Source organism: Pseudomonas sp. JV245A (assembly GCF_032424515.1).
Lineage (GTDB): Bacteria > Pseudomonadota > Gammaproteobacteria > Pseudomonadales > Pseudomonadaceae > Aquipseudomonas > Aquipseudomonas protegens.
Genome location: NZ_VYKE01000123.1, coordinates 1 through 16,041, shown reverse-complemented (window position 1 = coordinate 16,041; position 16,041 = coordinate 1). Strand labels below are relative to the sequence as shown.

Here is a 16,041-nt window from a genome sequence, read left to right as displayed (position 1 = left end):
CAAATTCCAAAACCCCTGTCTGTTCACGCAGACAGGGGTTTTGTTTTTATGCGCTATAAAGCCTGGGCTGTGTAGCAGAAGCAGATTACAGGGTGGATTCAGGGCTTTATCAGCATCGAGTAAGCAGCCATCAAGATCACACTTGCTTGCCTCTTACGCCCTGTTCTTACGCATCTTGCTGCTTCTACGGGCGATTAACTTACGCCACCAGATATAGATGCCGGTCAGTGCCAGCACGGCAATCAGAACGCCCAATAGAGCAATGATCACCTGCCCCGTGGTACCGATGATCCTGCCTCCATGTATGGGGAGTTGCAGTCGGTAGAAGCGCTCTCCGAGGGTGCCTTGCCCCGCTATCTCCTGCCCCAGCAAGCGCCCATCCGTACCGTGGAAGAACAGCCAGGACTTACCATGGGCCTGGCTGTCATGCCGACCAAAACCTGCTCCATAGAAGTTGTATTCAAAGCTGTAATACAACTCACCAATCGTCTCCTTCAAGCCCAGCCGCTGCCCCTCTTCCAGAGCCCGTTCATAGGCCTGTTGATAAGTCAGCCGGGTTATCCCCAGCTCTGCCGCCGGTACTCGTCCCCGAGCTTCATAGACGCTGGGTTCGATGGACGAGAGCAATGACACCACGGGTTTGAACACCTGGCTCGGCAGGTTCATGGCCACGCTACTGATGGCGATCGGCAGCAGGAGCAGCCATAACCACAAGCCTGCGGCGCGATGCAGGTCGAAGTTGAGCCGATAGGCATGGCCGCCCTTGATCTTCCAGGCCGTGGCCCACTTGTGCCAGAACGGCCGTCCACGAGGCAGGGTCAGCAGCAAGGCAACAAAACAGTCGATGACCCAGGCAATGGCCACCAGCCCCATCAACCACAGCCCCCAATTGCCGGGCAGGCTCAGGTTGTAGTGGAACTCCAGCAGAAAAGGCACCAGGTTCTGCCGCTGGAAGCAGCAGGCGCCCCAAAAGCGCTGCCCCTGCTGATGGGCCGTAACCGGGTCCAAGTAAAATACTTGATTGCGCTCGGTATACGGTTGGCCGGTGGCCGGGTCGGTGCGTGGCACCGCTGCCAGCAGCGCGGCATGCCCGGCTTCTTGTGGATATTCCATGTACCAGACCTGCAGCCTCGGGTGCTCGGCCTGAACGCTATCCACCAGTGCGCCGGGGGCCAGCACCGGCCCCTTGCCAGGCGTGTGATAGAACTCGGGGTTGAGCCACTCATCCAGCTCGTGATGAAAGGCCAGGACACTCCCGGTCAGCCCGGCCAGCAGCAGGAACACTGCGGTGGCCAGGCCCATGTAGCGGTGCAATAGAACCAGAATGGCGCGCATGACATTTTCCCGTAGAGACGACAAAGCCAGCGGCTTCTGACAGGCGCTGGCTTTGTTGGCGTCAACCTAGATCAGAACTGGTAGCTCACCGTGGCGGCGACATTGCGCTCTTCGCCCAGGTAGCAGTAGCTCAAGCTTGCACAGGAGGCGACGTAGGACTCATTGGTCAGGTTGTTGGCATTGAGCCGTACATCCACTCCCTTGAGGCCCAGCTTGCCCAGGTCATAGCCGATGGAGGCATCGAAGAGCGTGTAGGCCGGTACCTTCATGGTGTTCTCGGCATCGGCCCAGCTGTAGCCCACATAGCGCACACCGCCGCCCAGGCGCAGGCCATCCAGCGCCGCGCTGTCGAACTTGTAGTCGGCCCACAGCGACGCCATCTGCCGCGGTGCCTGAGTAGGCGAGTTGCCCTTGTTCTCGATGAGGTTGGTGGCGCTGCTCAGGGTGCTGGTCATCGACTTTGAATACTGGATGTCGGTGAAGGTATAGCTGCCCAGCAGTTTCAGGTTGTCGGTCAGTTGCATGTGGGCTTCCAGCTCCAGCCCCTGGGAGCGAACAGCACCCACCGCACGATAGAAGTTTTCCTGGGGCAGCTTCGACGCCAGGTTCTCCTGGTCGATGCGGAACAACGAGGCAGTGAACAAGTTGTCCGTACCTGGTGGCTGATATTTCAGCCCGACTTCCCATTGAGTGCCGTCGGTAGGTGGCAGCGGATTGCCTGCGCTGTCTGCGTAGGAGTTGGGGTTGAATGACTCGGAATAGCTGACGTAAGGCGCCAGACCGTTATCGAACAGATAGAGCGCGCCCGCACGCCCAGTGAGCTTGGTGCGTTTGTCGCTGATTTCGGTGCCCAGTGGGCGCTGGGCTTCAGCCAGGCGGTTTTCATCCGAGGTTTCCACCCAGTCCTGGCGCAGCCCCAGGGAGAAGCGCCATTTGTCCAGCTCGATCAGGTCCTGCAAGTACACGCCGGTCTGTTCCAGGCGCCGCAAATAGCTGGTGTGGCTGTAGTAGTTGATCGTCGAGTTGCCATAGACCGGGTTGAACGCATTGATCGGTTGCAGCGTTCCCTGGTCCCAGTCGACCACGGTCTTGCGCCGTTGATAGTCGGCTCCCAGCAGTAAGGTGTGCTTGACCTCGCCAGTGAGGAATTCGGCCTGCAGCATGTTATCGACGATGAAGGAGTGGAGCTTCTCATCTCCACCCGAGTAATAGCGGTTCAGGTCATTGCTGGTGGCATTGGTCCAGCCATAGGCATAGACCTGGTCGAGCTTCACCTTGGAGTCCAGGTAGCGGAAGTTCTGGCGGGCGGTGAAGGTGTCGTTGAAACGATGCTCGAACTGATAGCCGAAGGACTGTTGATCGCGCTTGTAGCCATCCACGCCCGGCTCGCCCTCGAAGAAATGCTCGGAAATGCGCTGGCCATTGCGCTGGTTCAGGGTGCCGTTGGCCGGCATGCCGCCGTGGTAGCCGCCATCGGGGTCATTCTGCAAATAGGCCTGGAGCGTCAGGGAGGTGTCTTCACTGAAGTCGATACTCAGGGTCGGCGACAGGGCGAAGCGTTTTTCCTTCGCGTGGTCGAATTGAGTGTCGGACTTGTCCGTCAGGCCGATCAACCGATAGGCAATGTGCTTGTCGTCATCGAGCGGGCCGCTGAAGTCGAACCCCAGGCCTTGTTTGCCCTGGGTGCCCACGGTTGCCTGAATCTGGTGATAGGGCTCGTAGAGAGGCTTTTTGCTGGTCAGGGCCACCAGGCCGCCTGGGGAGCTGCGGCCGTAAAGCACCGATGAGGGGCCCTTGAGAATATCCACCCGTTCGAGGAAGTAGGGGTCGACCTGCATGCTGCTGTAGGTGCCGCTGTCACCCATGGACTTGAGGCCATCGAGGTAGATGTTGTCCACCGAACCATCGTTGAAGCCGCGCATCGCTACATAGTCGTAGCGATGGGTGGCGCCATAGGGATTGGTCAGCACGCCGGGGGTGTAGCGCATGGTCTGGGCGACGGTTTGCGCGCCCTGGTCGTCGATCTGTTCACGGGTGACCACCGAGACGCTTTGCGAGGTCTCCAGCAACGCGGTACTGGTCTTGGTGGCGATCTGACTGTGCGTCGCGTTGTAGCCCTCCATGCTGCCCAATGCGTTGCCCAGGGCGAAGCCCTTGACCTCAGTGGCGGGCAGGGTCAGGGCGCTGCCCTGGGGCAGGGGCCGCAGTACGTAGTTGCCGCCGTCCTGGCTGACCGCCTCCAGTCCCGAACCCCGCAGCAGCTGGTTCAGGCCTTGGGGAATGGAGTAGTCGCCCTGGAGCCCGGGGGACTGCCTGCCCTGGGTCAGGGCCGGGGTGGTGGACAGGGTGATCCCGGCCTGCCGGGCGAACTGGTTGAGGGCATCGCCGAGGTTGCCCGGGGCCACGCTGTAGCTGTGACGCGGGGCATCAACAGCGCTAGCGGCGGCCAGCACCTGGGGCGCCACTGTGCCGAGGCCGATGCTGGAGCACAGCAGGGCGGCGCGGATGGCTTGGCGCAAGGGGCGGGCGCAGGGAGAGCTTGGGCGGGTGTCGCGCAGAGTCATGGTAGGTTCCGTTGAAGTCGCAGGAAGCAGATTGAAGTGCTTACTGACTAAGCCGGACGTCCTGGCAAAACCCGCCAAAAAAAATCACCCCAGTGAATTTCAAGCCACGGGCCCCAAGGTCACCCACCAACGGGTGCGGTAGCGCAACTGCACTGGCAGGGTCTGGGGCAGGATGGCCAGCAACTTGTCGGTGTCTTCCAGGCGGAATACACCTGAAAGGCGCAGATTGCCAACCGCTGCCGAGCAGCCCAGATAGCCATGGCGATAGCGGCCGACCTCCTGGAGGAAGTCGTCCAGGCGCATGTTGCGCGTAACGATCAGGCCATCGGCCCAGGCGCCGACGTCCATCGCCAGGGGGGCCGCAGGTTCGGCCAGGCCATGGCTGATCTGATAGCTCTGACCTGCTTCCACCCGGGCGCTACGGCCGTCGGCGGTGTGCGGCGCATGAATGGCCACGCTGCCGTGGGTCACGCTCAGGCGCGTGCAGCGATCCTCCACGCGCACCACGAAGCGGGCGTCGAAGCCTTCCAGCAGGGCGTGGCGGCTCTCCACCAGCAGCGGGCGGGCAGGGCCGTGATCGGCGCCACAGGACACCATGATCTCGCCCCGGCGCAGTTTGATCAGGCGCTGCTCGGCATTGAAGTTGAGGTCCGCCGCGCTGTCGGTATTGAGTTCCAGGCGGGTGCCATCGGGCAACTGGAAGCCCCGCTGCTCGCCGACGGCGGTGGCAAAGTCTGCGTTCCATTGTTGCCAGCCCAGCAGATCCTTGCCGACCCAGGCACTGGAGCCCAGGAGCAGGGCGCCACTGAGCAGTTTCAGGGCCTGGCGCCGGCCCAGGCGCTGACTGCTGTGTTCCAGGGTATGCAAGGCCACCTGAGCCCCCGGCACCGAACGCAGGTTGGCCGTGAGTTCCTGCTGCAACGATTGCACCCGCTGCCAGGCCAGTTCGTGCTCCTGGTGCGCCGCCCGCCACAGATCGCACTGTTGCTGCAGCTTGGGGTTGGCACCGTTGTTGCGCAGGCGCAGCAACCAGTTGATTGCTTGCTTGACCACCAGGTGATCGGGATTGGGCTTGAGCGGCAGGCTGACGGGGAAGTTATCCACAGGCTTCAGCTCTCGTAGCGCAGCAGGTAGCAATGGTAGAGCGCCTGGGCGACATAACGCTCGACGGTACGCAGGGATAGGCCCATCTGCTGAGCAATCTGCTTGTGGGTAAGTTCCTCGCACTGAGCCAGGAGAAAAGCCTGACGTACTTTCGGCTTCAGCCCTTCAAGCATCCGCGCAATGCTTTCCAGCAGCTCCAGAATCAACGCCCGAGCTTCAGCGCCGGGTGTTTGGGCTTCGGGCAAGTGGGCGATGGTTTCCAGATAGGCACGTTCGATTTCCTCGCGGCGCCAGTGATCGATTACCAGCCCCCGGGCGATGGTGCGTAAAAAAGCCCGGGGGGCCTTGAGTTCCAGACGTTCAGTTTTCTGCAGCAGGCGTACGAAGGTGTCCTGAGCCAGGTCGGCAGCATCCGCGGCATTGCCCAGGCGCTGGCGCAGCCAGCTGTTGAGCCAGCCATGGTGATGGCTGTAGAGCGTCTGTACGGCGAACTCGGGTGATGACATGGACGCGGACTGCCTGAGTGTCACTAATGATAATTAGTCGCATTGTCATTGAGGCTTTATCGATTTGGCAATAAGCAGCGCACTGTCGGTCATCTGAAAATGTGCCACGGATGCTCTGGAACACCGTTCGGCGGGATTAGGCAAATTCAGGCGAGTAATTCAGAAAAATCTCTAAGGGTTCGCAGATTCTTGCCGAAAGACTGATAAGACATGCGTGCACCAAAGTAGAGCGGTCAGAGAACATCGCCTGCGCTGTTACATGGAATGTTGCATTACGGACGCATCCCCACTTTCGGCATAAGAAGTCCCATGAAATGAATCTCAAGTTCAGCCATAAAATCCTTTTGGCCGCCTCCGGCGTAGTGGTTCTGGCTTTTGCGTTGTTCACCTTGTACAACGACTACCTGCAGCGAAACACCATCCGACAGAACCTCGAATCCTCTATCCAGCAGGCCGGTGAGCTCACCTCCAGCAGTGTGCAGAACTGGATGAGCGGGCGGATCCTGGTGCTCGAGAACCTCGCGCAGAACGTTGCTCACCAAGGTCAGAACGCAGATTTCCCAGGGCTGGTGGACCAACCGGCCTTTACCTCGAACTTCCAGTTCACCTACGTCGGCCAGGCCAACGGCACCTTCACCCAGCGCCCTGACGCGAAGATGCCCGACGGCTACGACCCGCGTCAGCGCCCCTGGTACAAGCAGGCCGTCGCCGCCGACAAGACCATGCTGACCCCGCCCTACATGGCGGCTGTCGGTGGCCTGGTGGTGACCATCGCCATGCCGGTGAAAAAGCAGGGTGAACTGCTGGGCGTGGTTGGTGGCGACCTGAGCCTGGAAACCCTGGTGAAGATCATCAACTCGGTGGATTTCGGTGGCCTGGGCCACGCCTTCCTGGTCAGTGCCGACGGTCAGGTGATCGTCAGCCCGGACAAGGACCAGGTGATGAAGAACCTCAAGGACATCTACCCCGGCGCCAACGTACGGATCGAAAACGGCAACCAGGAAGTGGTCCTGAACAAACAGGAGCGCATCCTCTCCTTCACCCCGGTGACCGGCTTGCCGAATGCCGAGTGGTACATCGGTCTGTCCATCGACAAGGACAAGGCCTACGCACCGCTGAGCCAATTCCGTACTTCCGCCTTGATCGCGATGTTTATCGCCGTGGCGGTGATCGCCGTACTGCTGACCCTGCTGATCCAGGTGTTGATGCGCCCACTGATCACCATGGGCCGTGCGATGCAGGACATCGCCCAGGGCGAGGGCGACCTGACCCGGCGCCTGGTGGTGGAGAGCAAGGACGAATTCGGCGAACTGGGCAGCTCGTTCAACCAGTTCGTCGAGCGGATCCATGCCTCGATTTCCGAAGTGTCCTCGGCCACCCGCCAGGTACACGACCTGTCCCAGCGCGTGATGGCTTCCTCCAACGCTTCGATCATCGGTTCCGACGAGCAGAGCGCCCGCACCAACAGCGTGGCCGCCGCGATCAACGAACTGGGGGCCGCAACCCAGGAAATCGCCCGTAACGCCGCCGATGCCTCGCAGCACGCCAGTGGCGCCAGCGAACAGGCCGACGACGGTCGCCAAGTGGTGGAACAGACCATCCAGGCCATGACCGAGCTGTCGCAGAAGATCAGCCTGTCCTGCACTCAGATCGAGACCCTGAACGCCAGCACCGACAACATCGGGCACATTCTCGACGTGATCAAGGGCATCTCCCAGCAGACCAACTTGCTGGCCCTCAACGCGGCCATCGAAGCGGCCCGTGCCGGCGAAGCCGGTCGTGGCTTCGCCGTGGTGGCCGACGAGGTGCGCAACCTGGCTCATCGTACCCAGGAGTCGGCGGAAGAGATCCACAAGATGATCACCTCCTTGCAGGTCGGCTCCCGTGAAGCGGTGTCGACCATGAACGCCAGCCAGGCGTCCAGCGAAGAGAGCGTCGAAGTGGCCAACCAGGCCGGTGCGCGGCTGGTCAGCGTGACTCAGCGGATCGGCGAGATCGATGGCATGAACCAGTCGGTGGCGGCGGCGACCGAAGAGCAGACGGCCGTGGTGGAGACCCTCAATGTCGACATCAACCAGATCAACCTGCTGAACCAGCAGGGCGTGGCCAACCTCAACGAAACCCTGAAGGATTGCGATGCCCTGTCGCAGCAGGCCAGCCGCCTGAAGCAGCTGGTGGACAGCTTCAAGATCTGAGGTTTCGCGTCACTTTCAAGCCCGCTCCCGCCTCACGGCAGGGCGGGCTTTTTCATGGGCACCGATCAGGCCGGGTGGTCGCCCAGCAGCCCCAGGTGAGTATTGATCACCTGCAACAGGCGCTGGCGCTGGGACTTGATGAAGAAGTGATTGCCGGCCACTTCGATCAGCTCGAACTCGCGGCCGGTGAACTCGCGCCAGTTGAGCATGAGGTTGGCCGTGGCCAGCGGGTCCTCGCTGCCGTAGAAGGCCGTCAACGGCACATCCAGGCAACCGCTGGAGGTGTCGTACCAGGTTTCGAAAAGCTTCAGGCCGTTGCGCAGCAGGCGTTCGTAGGATTGCAGGTCGTTCTGCCCGCGGGGCATCTCCAGGGGGCTGGCGCCGAGGGTCAGGATCGCCTCGCGAAACGCGGCGATGGGCAGGGAGTGGAGCAAGGGCCGGCGCGGCAGGCTATCCGGGCTGCGACAGCCGGAGACGAACAGGTGGCGGGTCTGCTGGGGAAAGCGTTCCTGGGCATGCTTGCTGGTCTCGTAGGCCAGCAGCGCGCCCAGGCCGTGGCCGAACAGCGCATGGGGCTCGCCGAGCCAGGGGTCGAGGGCGGTGAAGGTGTTTTCCAGCAGGCTGGGCCAGTTGTCGCAGGGCGCTTCGTCACGGCGCGGACCGTGCCCCGGCAGGTTGAGCACCACTAGCTCGATATGATCGGCCAGGCCACTGGACCAGACCCGCATTTGCTCGGCTGCCGCCCCGGCCTGGGGAAAGCAGATCAGGCGGATCCGGGTGGCTTGCCCGGGTTTGATCACCAGCGTCCATTGTCGGGTGTCGGTGTACACAGCTTTTCCTTAAGCAAGTGGGCCGGCACTGCGCCGGCCAGAGGCAGCCTGAAGAGGGCGTCGCAGTCTGCGGATGGTTTCTAACATAGTGCCTGTCGTCCGTGAAGGCACGTGTGTGCCGGGCCGGGCGGGCGGTTGCTGTCGGTCGCCGGAACGCGGCTTGCGGCTATGCTCTGAATGTTTCGCGCCGGCTCTTTTCCGGCGGCTGGTGATTGTAAGGTGCCATTGTTTTTTGCCGGGCCAGCCTTCACCATCAGCCGATTTACGACAGCTCCCATGGACGCATTGCATTGGCGGCACGTTTAGCTCTTCCTCGGACCCTGCGCTGGTTCTGCGCGGCATTGCTGCTGGCCGGCGCACTGCTGGGCAGCCTGCACGCCGACTGGGATTTCTCCCTGATCAGCCGCCGTGCCACGGCGCTCTACGGTCCGCTGGGCGAAGGGCAGCCGCGCATCGATGCCTGGCAGCACCTGCTGGCCACGCAAAAGCAGGTGCCCGAGCGCGAACAGTTGAAGGTGGTCAACCTGTTCTTCAACAAGAACATGCGCTACGTGGAAGACATCGATCTGTGGCACCAGGTGGATTATTGGGAAACGCCGATCGAGGCATTGTGGAAGGGCGCCGGCGATTGCGAGGACTACGCGATCGCCAAGTATTTCAGCCTGCGCCACCTCGGGGTTTCCAGTGACAAACTGCGCATCACCTACGTCAAGGCCCTGCGCCAGAACCGTGCGCACATGGTCTTGACCTACTATTCCAGCCCGGAGGCCATGCCTCTGGTGCTCGACAGCCTGGAAGACTCGATCCGCCCGGCCAGCGAGCGTACCGACCTGTTGCCGGTGTACTCCTTCAATGCCGAGGGTCTGTGGCTACCGGGGGCCAAAGGCAACAAGCGGGTGGGCGACACCAAGCGCCTGTCCCGTTGGCAGGACGTGTTGAAAAAAATGCAGGCCGAAGGTTTTCCGGTCGAGACGACTAACTAGGAGCACGAGCTCAGATGTCTTTGTTCAAACAACTGTTGATCGCAATCTGTGTGTTCCTGGTGGTCGCCTTCAGCGGCAGCTTCATGGTCAGCCTGGAAAGCTCGCGCACCCAGTATGTCAATCAGCTGCGCTCCCATGCCCAGGATGCCGCCACTGCCCTGGCACTGTCGCTGACGCCGAACATCGACGACCCGGCGATGGTCGAGCTGATGGTCAGCTCGATCTTCGACAGTGGCTACTACGCCAGTATCCGGGTGGTGGACCTGGCCACCGACAAGACCCTTGTCGAGCGCAGCGGCATCCCGGAAGTCGGCAACGTGCCCCATTGGTTTGTCAGCCTGATCGGCCTGGAACCGGCGGGTGGCGATGCCATCGTCAGCCGCGGCTGGGAACAGGCGGCACGGGTCGAGGTGCTCAGCCACCCGATGTTCGCCGTGGCCAAGCTCTGGCAAAGCGCCCTGGGCAGCCTGGGCTGGCTGTTGACCTGCGGTGCGGTGAGCGCGGTGCTCGGCGCCCTGCTGCTGCGGCGCCAGCTCAAGCCGTTGGACTACATGGTCCAGCAGTCCCACGCCATTGCCCGTCGTGAATTCCTCAGCCTGCCGCAATTGCCCCGGACTCCGGAGCTGCGGCGGGTGGTGCAGGCCATGAACCAGATGGTCGAGAAGCTCAAGGCGCTGTTCCAGGAGCAGGCCGAGCGCAGCGAGAAACTGCGCACCGAGTCCTATCAGGACAGCCTGACCGGGCTGGCCAACCGGCGTTATTTCGAAATGCAGCTGCACGCCCGCGTAAGCAACCCCGAGCAGGCCAGTTCCGGCTACCTGTTGCTGTTGCGGGTCAAGGACCTGGCCGGGCTGAACCAGCGCCTGGGCGGCCAGCGTACCGACCAGTTGCTCAAGGCGGTGGGTGAACAACTGCTGCGCGAGTGCGACAAGTACCCGGAAACCCACAACCTGGTCACCCGGGTCCGTGGTGGCGAGTTCGCGGTGCTGGCGCCGGGGCTGGTGCGTGAGGAAGCCATCCAGCTGGCCCAGAGCCTGGACAGTGCCCTGGGCAACCTGCACGCCACCGGCGCCACCGATGTTGCCTCAGTGGCCTCCATCGGCCTGGCGGCGTTTGCTCACGGTGATTCGCCGCAAGCGGTGCTGAGCCTCGGCGACCAGGCCCTGGCCCAGGCCGAAGCCCAGGGTGACACCAGCTGGGCCTGCCTCGATCAAGGCGCCAGTGCCCAGGTTGGGGATGACCACCATGCCTGGCACCGGCTGTTGGACCGGGCGCTGTCGGAGCAGCACTTCCAGCTGTACTTCCAGCCGGTGGTGGCCGCTCGGGACACCCACCTGGTGCTGCACTACAAAGTGCTGTCGCGGCTGCTGGATGAACAGGGCCAGACCATTCCGGCCGGGCGTTTCCTGCCGTGGCTGGAGCGTTTCGGCTGGACCTCGCGCCTGGATCTGCTGATGCTCGAACAGGTGCTGAGACAGATGGCGAGCCACGAAGACTGCCTGGCGCTGAACCTGTCGGCGGCGACCCTGGCGGACCCGCACGCCCTGAATCGGGTGTTCGAGATCCTGCGCCAGCATTCCGACCTGGGCCCGCGCCTGACCCTGGAGATCGGTGAAGAGCAATTACCCGAGCAGGCCATGCTGGAACAGCTGACCCGGCGCCTGCGCGAGCTGGGTTTCTCCCTCAGCCTGCAACGCTTCGGTGGGCGCTTCAGCATGATCGGCAACCTGGCGCGCCTGGGGCTGGCGTACCTGAAGATCGATGGCAGCTACATCCGCGACATCGATCAGGAAAGCGACAAGCGCCTGTTTATCGAAGCCATCCAGCGCGCGGCCCATAGCATCGACCTGCCGCTGATTGCCGAACGGGTCGAGACCGAGGGCGAGCTGCAGGTGATTCGCGAGATGGGCTTGTACGGGGTGCAGGGCCAGCTGTTCGGCGAGCCGGCTCCCTGGGGTTGAAACCGCTTTCGCCGGCGGTCCTGCTTACAGGCCTTTAAACCGCTTTCGCCGGCAAGCCGGCTCCTACAGTAGGAGTCGGCTGGCGAAAAGGGTTCAGATCAATCCGGTTTCATCGTCATTGATCAACCGGCTCAAACCGCCCAGCGCCTCGCGGGCCTGGGTGCGATCCATCAGCTTGGCCTGGGCCGCGGCCGGCAGGTCGGTGATGCGGATCACGCCCTTGAGGGTCAGGAGCTGGATCAGGTCGTCCAGCACCCGGATCATTTCCAGGTCGCTTTGCTTGAGTTGCTTGAGACTGACTTCCACCGCCTCGTTGGCGTACCAGGTCTGGATCTCGTGGTGGTCGGCGGGCAGCGTCTCGGTGGCCTCGGCGTAAGCGGCGGCTTCCACGCGAATCAGCTGGCCCTGTGCATCGCGTTGCACGTAGAACATGGCGAATCCCTCAGGCATGTGTTTCCGGCGTCAGGCAGGCAGCAGCATAGGCCAACGCAGCATTCAGAGCGCGAGTATGCGGTGCGCCGCGGCGCTCGTCACGCCGCGGGCTGCCTGCCGGGGCCCGGCGACCACCCTGGGGGGTGGCCGCTAGGGACCGGTCAGCTGTTGTTGTGATCGATCTTGATGGTCGGGTCGCTGCCGGCGATCAACGAATTGATGTTGGCGTTGGACCAGTTGTTGCCTTCCAGCTTGATCGTCACGTCGGCGTTGGCCAGGCCCCCGGCGGCGTTGAGCTTGCCCTCGGAGCTGACCTGCAGGGTCGAGACCCCGTCCACGGTGGTGATCTTGAGGAAGTTGTCGATGGTGCTGGCGCTCTCGCCCTGCAGCAAGTCACGCAGGTCGATGCGGTCGCCTTCGCTGGCCTTGAAGTCCTTGATCACGTCGTTGCCGGTGTCGCCGGCCTTCCAGACGAAGGTGTCGGCACCCGAACCGCCGATCAGGATATCGTTGCCCTGGCCACCGATCAGGGTGTCGTTGCCGGTTCCCCCCAGCAGGATGTCATTGCCCTTGCCGCCGTCCAGCAGGTCGTTGCCGCCCTGGCCGAAGAGAATGTCATTGCCGGCACCGCCCAGCAGAGTGTCGTTGCCGTCGTGGCTGCCAGACACATCGAACTCGGTGTAGTGCTCGGTGATGTACTGGTGCACGTTGCTGGTGGTGACCTTGCTCACGTCGACCCCGGTCTGCTTGGCCACATAGGCCTGCATGGCCTGGTAGCCCTCGCCTGCGACGCCGTTGAAGCTCACCAGGTCGCCGAACAGGATGTCGTTGCCGTCGCCGCCGCTGACCTTGTCGGCCCCCGGCATGGTCGCTTCGGTGTGGCCGATGATCGAGTTGGCCAGGTCGTTCGGGTCGATGTTGGTCTGCGGCTTGCCGTCGCTGTCGTAAGGCTTGAGGTCGTTGAGGCTGACACCACTGTTGATGCCGATGGCTTCGACGTTCGACAGGCCGCTGAGCAGGGCAAAGCCGCTGTTGGAGTTGGTGGTGGTGTAGTAGTCGGTGCTGCTGCCGGAGCCGGCCAGGTTCGACAGCTCGTAGGTACCGTCGCCCTGGGCGTGCAGGGTGCCCAGGGTCTTGCTGCTCCAGCCCCAGCCATTGGTGTAGGTCTGCAGGACCACCGAACCGCTAGAGTTCACGGAGAGGTAGTGGGTGTTGTCGATGTAGCTGCTGAAGGTATCCCCCAGCTTGTAGTTGCTGGTGGTCACCACATCGTCGAGGCGCACGTTGCCGTACAGCGTCGGGTTGGTCTGCTCGCCGCTCTGGTAGTAGGTCGGCTTACCGTCGGTGATGAAGTAGGTCAGGTTGGTGGCGTTGCTGTTGCCGGTGGCCTGGCTGCTCTGGAAGAAGTTGGCCGTGGCCTTGAACACGTCTTCGTAGTTGGTACCGCCGCCGGACGTCATCGAGTCCAGCACCGCCTTGAGCTGGGCCAGGGCGGTCGGATCGTTGAGGTTAACCGACACCGACTTGTTGACCTGGGTATCGAAGTCGGCGAGGAAGATGTTCACCGTCCCCGAGCTGCTGCCGCCGATGCTGTTCTTCAGGGTATTGAACACCGAGGTCAGGGAGTTCTTGGCCGCGGTGATCGAGGCGCTGCTCATGCTGCCCGAGCTGTCCACCATGAAGGCGATGTTGTAGTTGGTGCCCGGGACCACGGTCAGGCCGCCGATGTCGGCAACCACGATGTCGTTGCCGTCGGTGCCGGTAACGGTGTCGTCGCCGGAGGTGGCGACCACCGAGTTGTAGACCGCCGGGTAGACCTTGACCGGGATCTGCGCCGAAGCGCTGGCAGAGCCGCCCAGGGACTCGGTGGAGGTCGAGGTCACGTTCAGGTTGAAGGTGCCGTTGTAGTACGGCGGTGGCGTGACCGTCAGGTTGCCCAGGTTCCAGCCGGTGACGTTGGCTTCACCGGAAGTCGCGGTGGCGGTGAAGGTGTGCCCGGCGCCATCGCTGAGCACCGAGCCTGCCGGAATGCCGCTGATCTTCACGCTGAGGGTTTCCGAGCCGTCGGTATCGGTCAGGCCGGTGGTGATCTTCGACAGATGCACGCTGCCGCCTTCGCCGCCCTCGTTGAGCTTGTAGCCGTCGTAGTAGCCTTCACCGTTGGTGCCGTGCAGGTCGGACACCGAGACTCCGGCGTTGGTCAGGTCGGTGACCCCGGTGTACAGCGGCACGCCGGCGTTGCTCAGGTCCACCGCAGCCCCGCCGTTGACCGAGAGGTTGACGTCGTAGGAGCCCGGGCCGCTCTGGTTGTGGTGGTAGATATCGATGGTGTAGTAGCCGCTGGTGGTCGGGGTGAAAGTACCGTTGAGGTTACCGCCGGCGCCCCAGGTGGTGCTGGCCACGTTCTTGCCGCCGATGGTCACCAGCAGGCTGTCGTCGCCGGTGCCGGAGAAGGTATAGGCCTTGCCTGCTTCCAGGTAGATCAGGCCTGAGGTCTTCGACGCGGTGCCCGGCGTGATGTTGCCGTCGGACTGGACGTTGGTCGCCAGGCTGCTGCTGTTGGGTGTGCCGGCAGCGTCGATCACCGATTTCAGAGTGCTGGCGGAAGCGCCGCTGCCGTCGGTGCCCAGGCCGCTGAGGTTGGTCCAGACTTCCTTGAGCAGGCCCACCGAATTCACGCTGTTGCCGGCCACGCTCAGGGTCGGCGCATCGGCTACCGGGTTGATGTCGACGGTCACCGTGCCGGTGTTGCCCAGGGCCTGGCCGTCGGTTGGCTGGAACTTGATCTGGGCGTAATCGGCCTGCTGGTTGCCCACGCCGTTACCGCCGTAGCCATTGGTTCCGGATTCGTTGGCGTCCGGTGTGAAACGCAGTTTTCCGGCATCGATATCGGCCTTGCTGAAGGTCTGGTTGTTGGCCACATCCTTCCAGGTCGAACCGTCCAGATATTGCAGTTTGCCGTCGCTGGGCAGCTGGGTGATCTTCACGCCGAGGCTGGACGCCGGGCTGTCGACGTCGCTGACGCCGAAGTTCGACCAGGTCAGTGCCAGCGGGGTGTCTTCGTTGCCGGTCACGGCGCCGCCAGTGGCGGTTGGGGCGTCGTTCACCGCCACCACGTTGACCGTGGTAGTGGCGACGTTGGAGTAGTTGCCGCCGTCGGTCACGGTCACGGTGATGGTCCGTGGCGTGGTGCTCGGGTCTTCACTGTTGTTGGTGAAGGTGATGTTCTTGATCTGCTGCATGTAGTCGGCCAGCGTCGCGCTGCCCGACAGGGTCAGGGTGATCGAACCGTCCTTGCTGTTGGCATTGATGGTGATGCCGTTGACGCTGTTGCCCAGGTTCAGCGAGTCCCCCGGCTGGCGGTTGGTCAGCACGATGGTGGCGCCGGTGAGCAGGGTGCTGTCCGGGTCGGTGATGCTCAGGTCGGTGTCGGCGATCGACACGCCAGGGCCTGTGGTGCCTTCGGTGAAGGTGACCTTGTAGTCGGCCCCGGTAGCACCGCTGGAGTTGTTGGCATCCAGGTCGATGACCGGCGGAGCGTCGTTATCGATGATCGAGGTAGTGACGCTGTTGTTGCTGCCCACCACCAGATTCTCGAAGTTGCCGCCAGTGGCCGAGTCGATCTTGACCGTGAAGTTCTCGGTGCCTTCGGTGATCTTGTCGTCAATGGTGGCGACGTTGAAGGTGGCGCTGCTGGCGCCGGCCGGGATCTTCACGGTGTACACGCCGCTGAAGTCCGAACCGTCGGTGGCGGTGCCGCTGTAGCTGATCTTCAGGGTGACTTCGGTCTGCGCCGGGTGAGTCAGGCTCACGGTGTAGCTGGCGGTCTGGCCTTCGGTGACCGAGGCGCTGCCGCTGATACCCACCGAAGTGGTGTCCAGTGTATCGGTGACGTTGGTCACCGCTGGCGTGGTGTCCGTGACCAGCTTCTCGAAGTTGCCGCCAGTGGCGTTGGTGATGGTGGCGTTGACCTTGCCTGCGTCGATGTAGACGTCGTCTGCCGGCGCCGCAACGGTGACCGTCCCGGTGGTTTTTCCGGCCTCGATATGGATCACCGAACCGTTGGACAGGGTCACGGTCACCGGAGTGCCGGCGGCGTTGGTCAGGGTGGCGGTGTAGGTGATCTGGCCA

Annotated in this window: 10 protein-coding genes and 1 pseudogene; 4 read left to right on the top strand and 7 right to left on the bottom strand. The window is 62.7% G+C overall.

Annotated features, from left to right (window positions below; genetic code table 11):
• Positions 1 to 153: 153 nt before the first annotated feature.
• From F6S12_RS24415 to F6S12_RS24400, 4 genes are all read right to left on the bottom strand, one after another.
• The gene (locus tag F6S12_RS24415) at positions 154 to 1,335 is read right to left on the bottom strand and encodes a PepSY-associated TM helix domain-containing protein (RefSeq protein WP_152685855.1); all 1,182 of its coding nucleotides are present in this window, start codon (positions 1,333 to 1,335) and stop codon (positions 154 to 156) included.
• A gap of 71 nt (positions 1,336 to 1,406) precedes the next feature.
• Positions 1,407 to 3,899, bottom strand: coding sequence for a TonB-dependent siderophore receptor (locus F6S12_RS24410; protein ID WP_053148351.1), 2,493 nt, complete (start codon positions 3,897 to 3,899; stop codon positions 1,407 to 1,409).
• 99 nt (positions 3,900 to 3,998) lie between these two features.
• Positions 3,999 to 5,003: a FecR domain-containing protein gene (locus tag F6S12_RS24405; RefSeq protein ID WP_053148354.1), complete on the bottom strand. Its 1,005-nt coding sequence runs from the start codon at positions 5,001 to 5,003 to the stop codon at positions 3,999 to 4,001.
• A gap of 5 nt (positions 5,004 to 5,008) precedes the next feature.
• A complete protein-coding gene (locus F6S12_RS24400) occupies positions 5,009 to 5,509 on the bottom strand; it encodes a sigma-70 family RNA polymerase sigma factor (protein ID WP_053148356.1) in 501 nt (166 codons plus the stop codon).
• A gap of 314 nt (positions 5,510 to 5,823) precedes the next feature.
• Between F6S12_RS24400 and F6S12_RS33930 the strand changes: the two are divergent.
• Positions 5,824 to 6,849 (top strand): annotated as a pseudogene (locus F6S12_RS33930) (cache domain-containing protein); the annotation flags it as partial.
• A gap of 69 nt (positions 6,850 to 6,918) precedes the next feature.
• Positions 6,919 to 7,704 (top strand): methyl-accepting chemotaxis protein, encoded by a 786-nt coding sequence (locus F6S12_RS33925; RefSeq protein WP_370059459.1) that lies wholly within the window; start codon positions 6,919 to 6,921, stop codon positions 7,702 to 7,704.
• A 65-nt stretch (positions 7,705 to 7,769) separates the two neighbouring features.
• On the opposite strand, the gene F6S12_RS24390 is transcribed toward F6S12_RS33925, so the two are convergent.
• A complete protein-coding gene (locus F6S12_RS24390; protein WP_011058510.1) occupies positions 7,770 to 8,534 on the bottom strand; it encodes a thioesterase II family protein in 765 nt (254 codons plus the stop codon).
• Between the two features lie 290 nt (positions 8,535 to 8,824).
• On the opposite strand from F6S12_RS24390, the gene lapG reads away from it, so the two are divergent.
• Together lapG and lapD are read left to right on the top strand one after the other, a co-directional pair.
• The gene (gene lapG, locus F6S12_RS24385) at positions 8,825 to 9,517 is read left to right on the top strand and encodes a cysteine protease LapG (protein ID WP_053148359.1); all 693 of its coding nucleotides are present in this window, start codon (positions 8,825 to 8,827) and stop codon (positions 9,515 to 9,517) included.
• A gap of 14 nt (positions 9,518 to 9,531) precedes the next feature.
• Complete coding sequence (gene lapD / locus F6S12_RS24380) at positions 9,532 to 11,478, top strand: cyclic di-GMP receptor LapD (RefSeq protein WP_053148362.1); 1,947 nt, start codon at positions 9,532 to 9,534, stop codon at positions 11,476 to 11,478.
• Positions 11,479 to 11,571: 93 nt separating this feature from the next.
• Here lapD and F6S12_RS24375 read toward each other — a convergent pair whose 3' ends face one another.
• Both F6S12_RS24375 and F6S12_RS24370 read right to left on the bottom strand, forming a co-directional pair.
• Positions 11,572 to 11,910, bottom strand: coding sequence for a hypothetical protein (locus F6S12_RS24375; protein ID WP_011058513.1), 339 nt, complete (start codon positions 11,908 to 11,910; stop codon positions 11,572 to 11,574).
• Between the two features lie 161 nt (positions 11,911 to 12,071).
• A partial coding sequence (locus F6S12_RS24370; RefSeq protein WP_315869397.1) for an immunoglobulin-like domain-containing protein occupies positions 12,072 to 16,041 on the bottom strand: 3,970 nt, incomplete at its 5' end.

Excerpts from the sequence above, each read along its gene's own strand:
- lapD (WP_053148362.1), top strand. The coding sequence starts at position 9,532 with ATGTCTTTGTTCAAACAACTGTTGATCGCAATCTGTGTGTTCCTGGTG.
- F6S12_RS24400 (WP_053148356.1), bottom strand. The coding sequence starts at position 5,509 with ATGTCATCACCCGAGTTCGCCGTACAGACGCTCTACAGCCATCACCAT.
- F6S12_RS24375 (WP_011058513.1), bottom strand. The coding sequence starts at position 11,910 with ATGTTCTACGTGCAACGCGATGCACAGGGCCAGCTGATTCGCGTGGAA.
- F6S12_RS24415 (WP_152685855.1), bottom strand. The coding sequence starts at position 1,335 with ATGCGCGCCATTCTGGTTCTATTGCACCGCTACATGGGCCTGGCCACC.
- F6S12_RS24410 (WP_053148351.1), bottom strand. The coding sequence starts at position 3,899 with ATGACTCTGCGCGACACCCGCCCAAGCTCTCCCTGCGCCCGCCCCTTG.
- F6S12_RS33925 (WP_370059459.1), top strand. The coding sequence starts at position 6,919 with ATGGCTTCCTCCAACGCTTCGATCATCGGTTCCGACGAGCAGAGCGCC.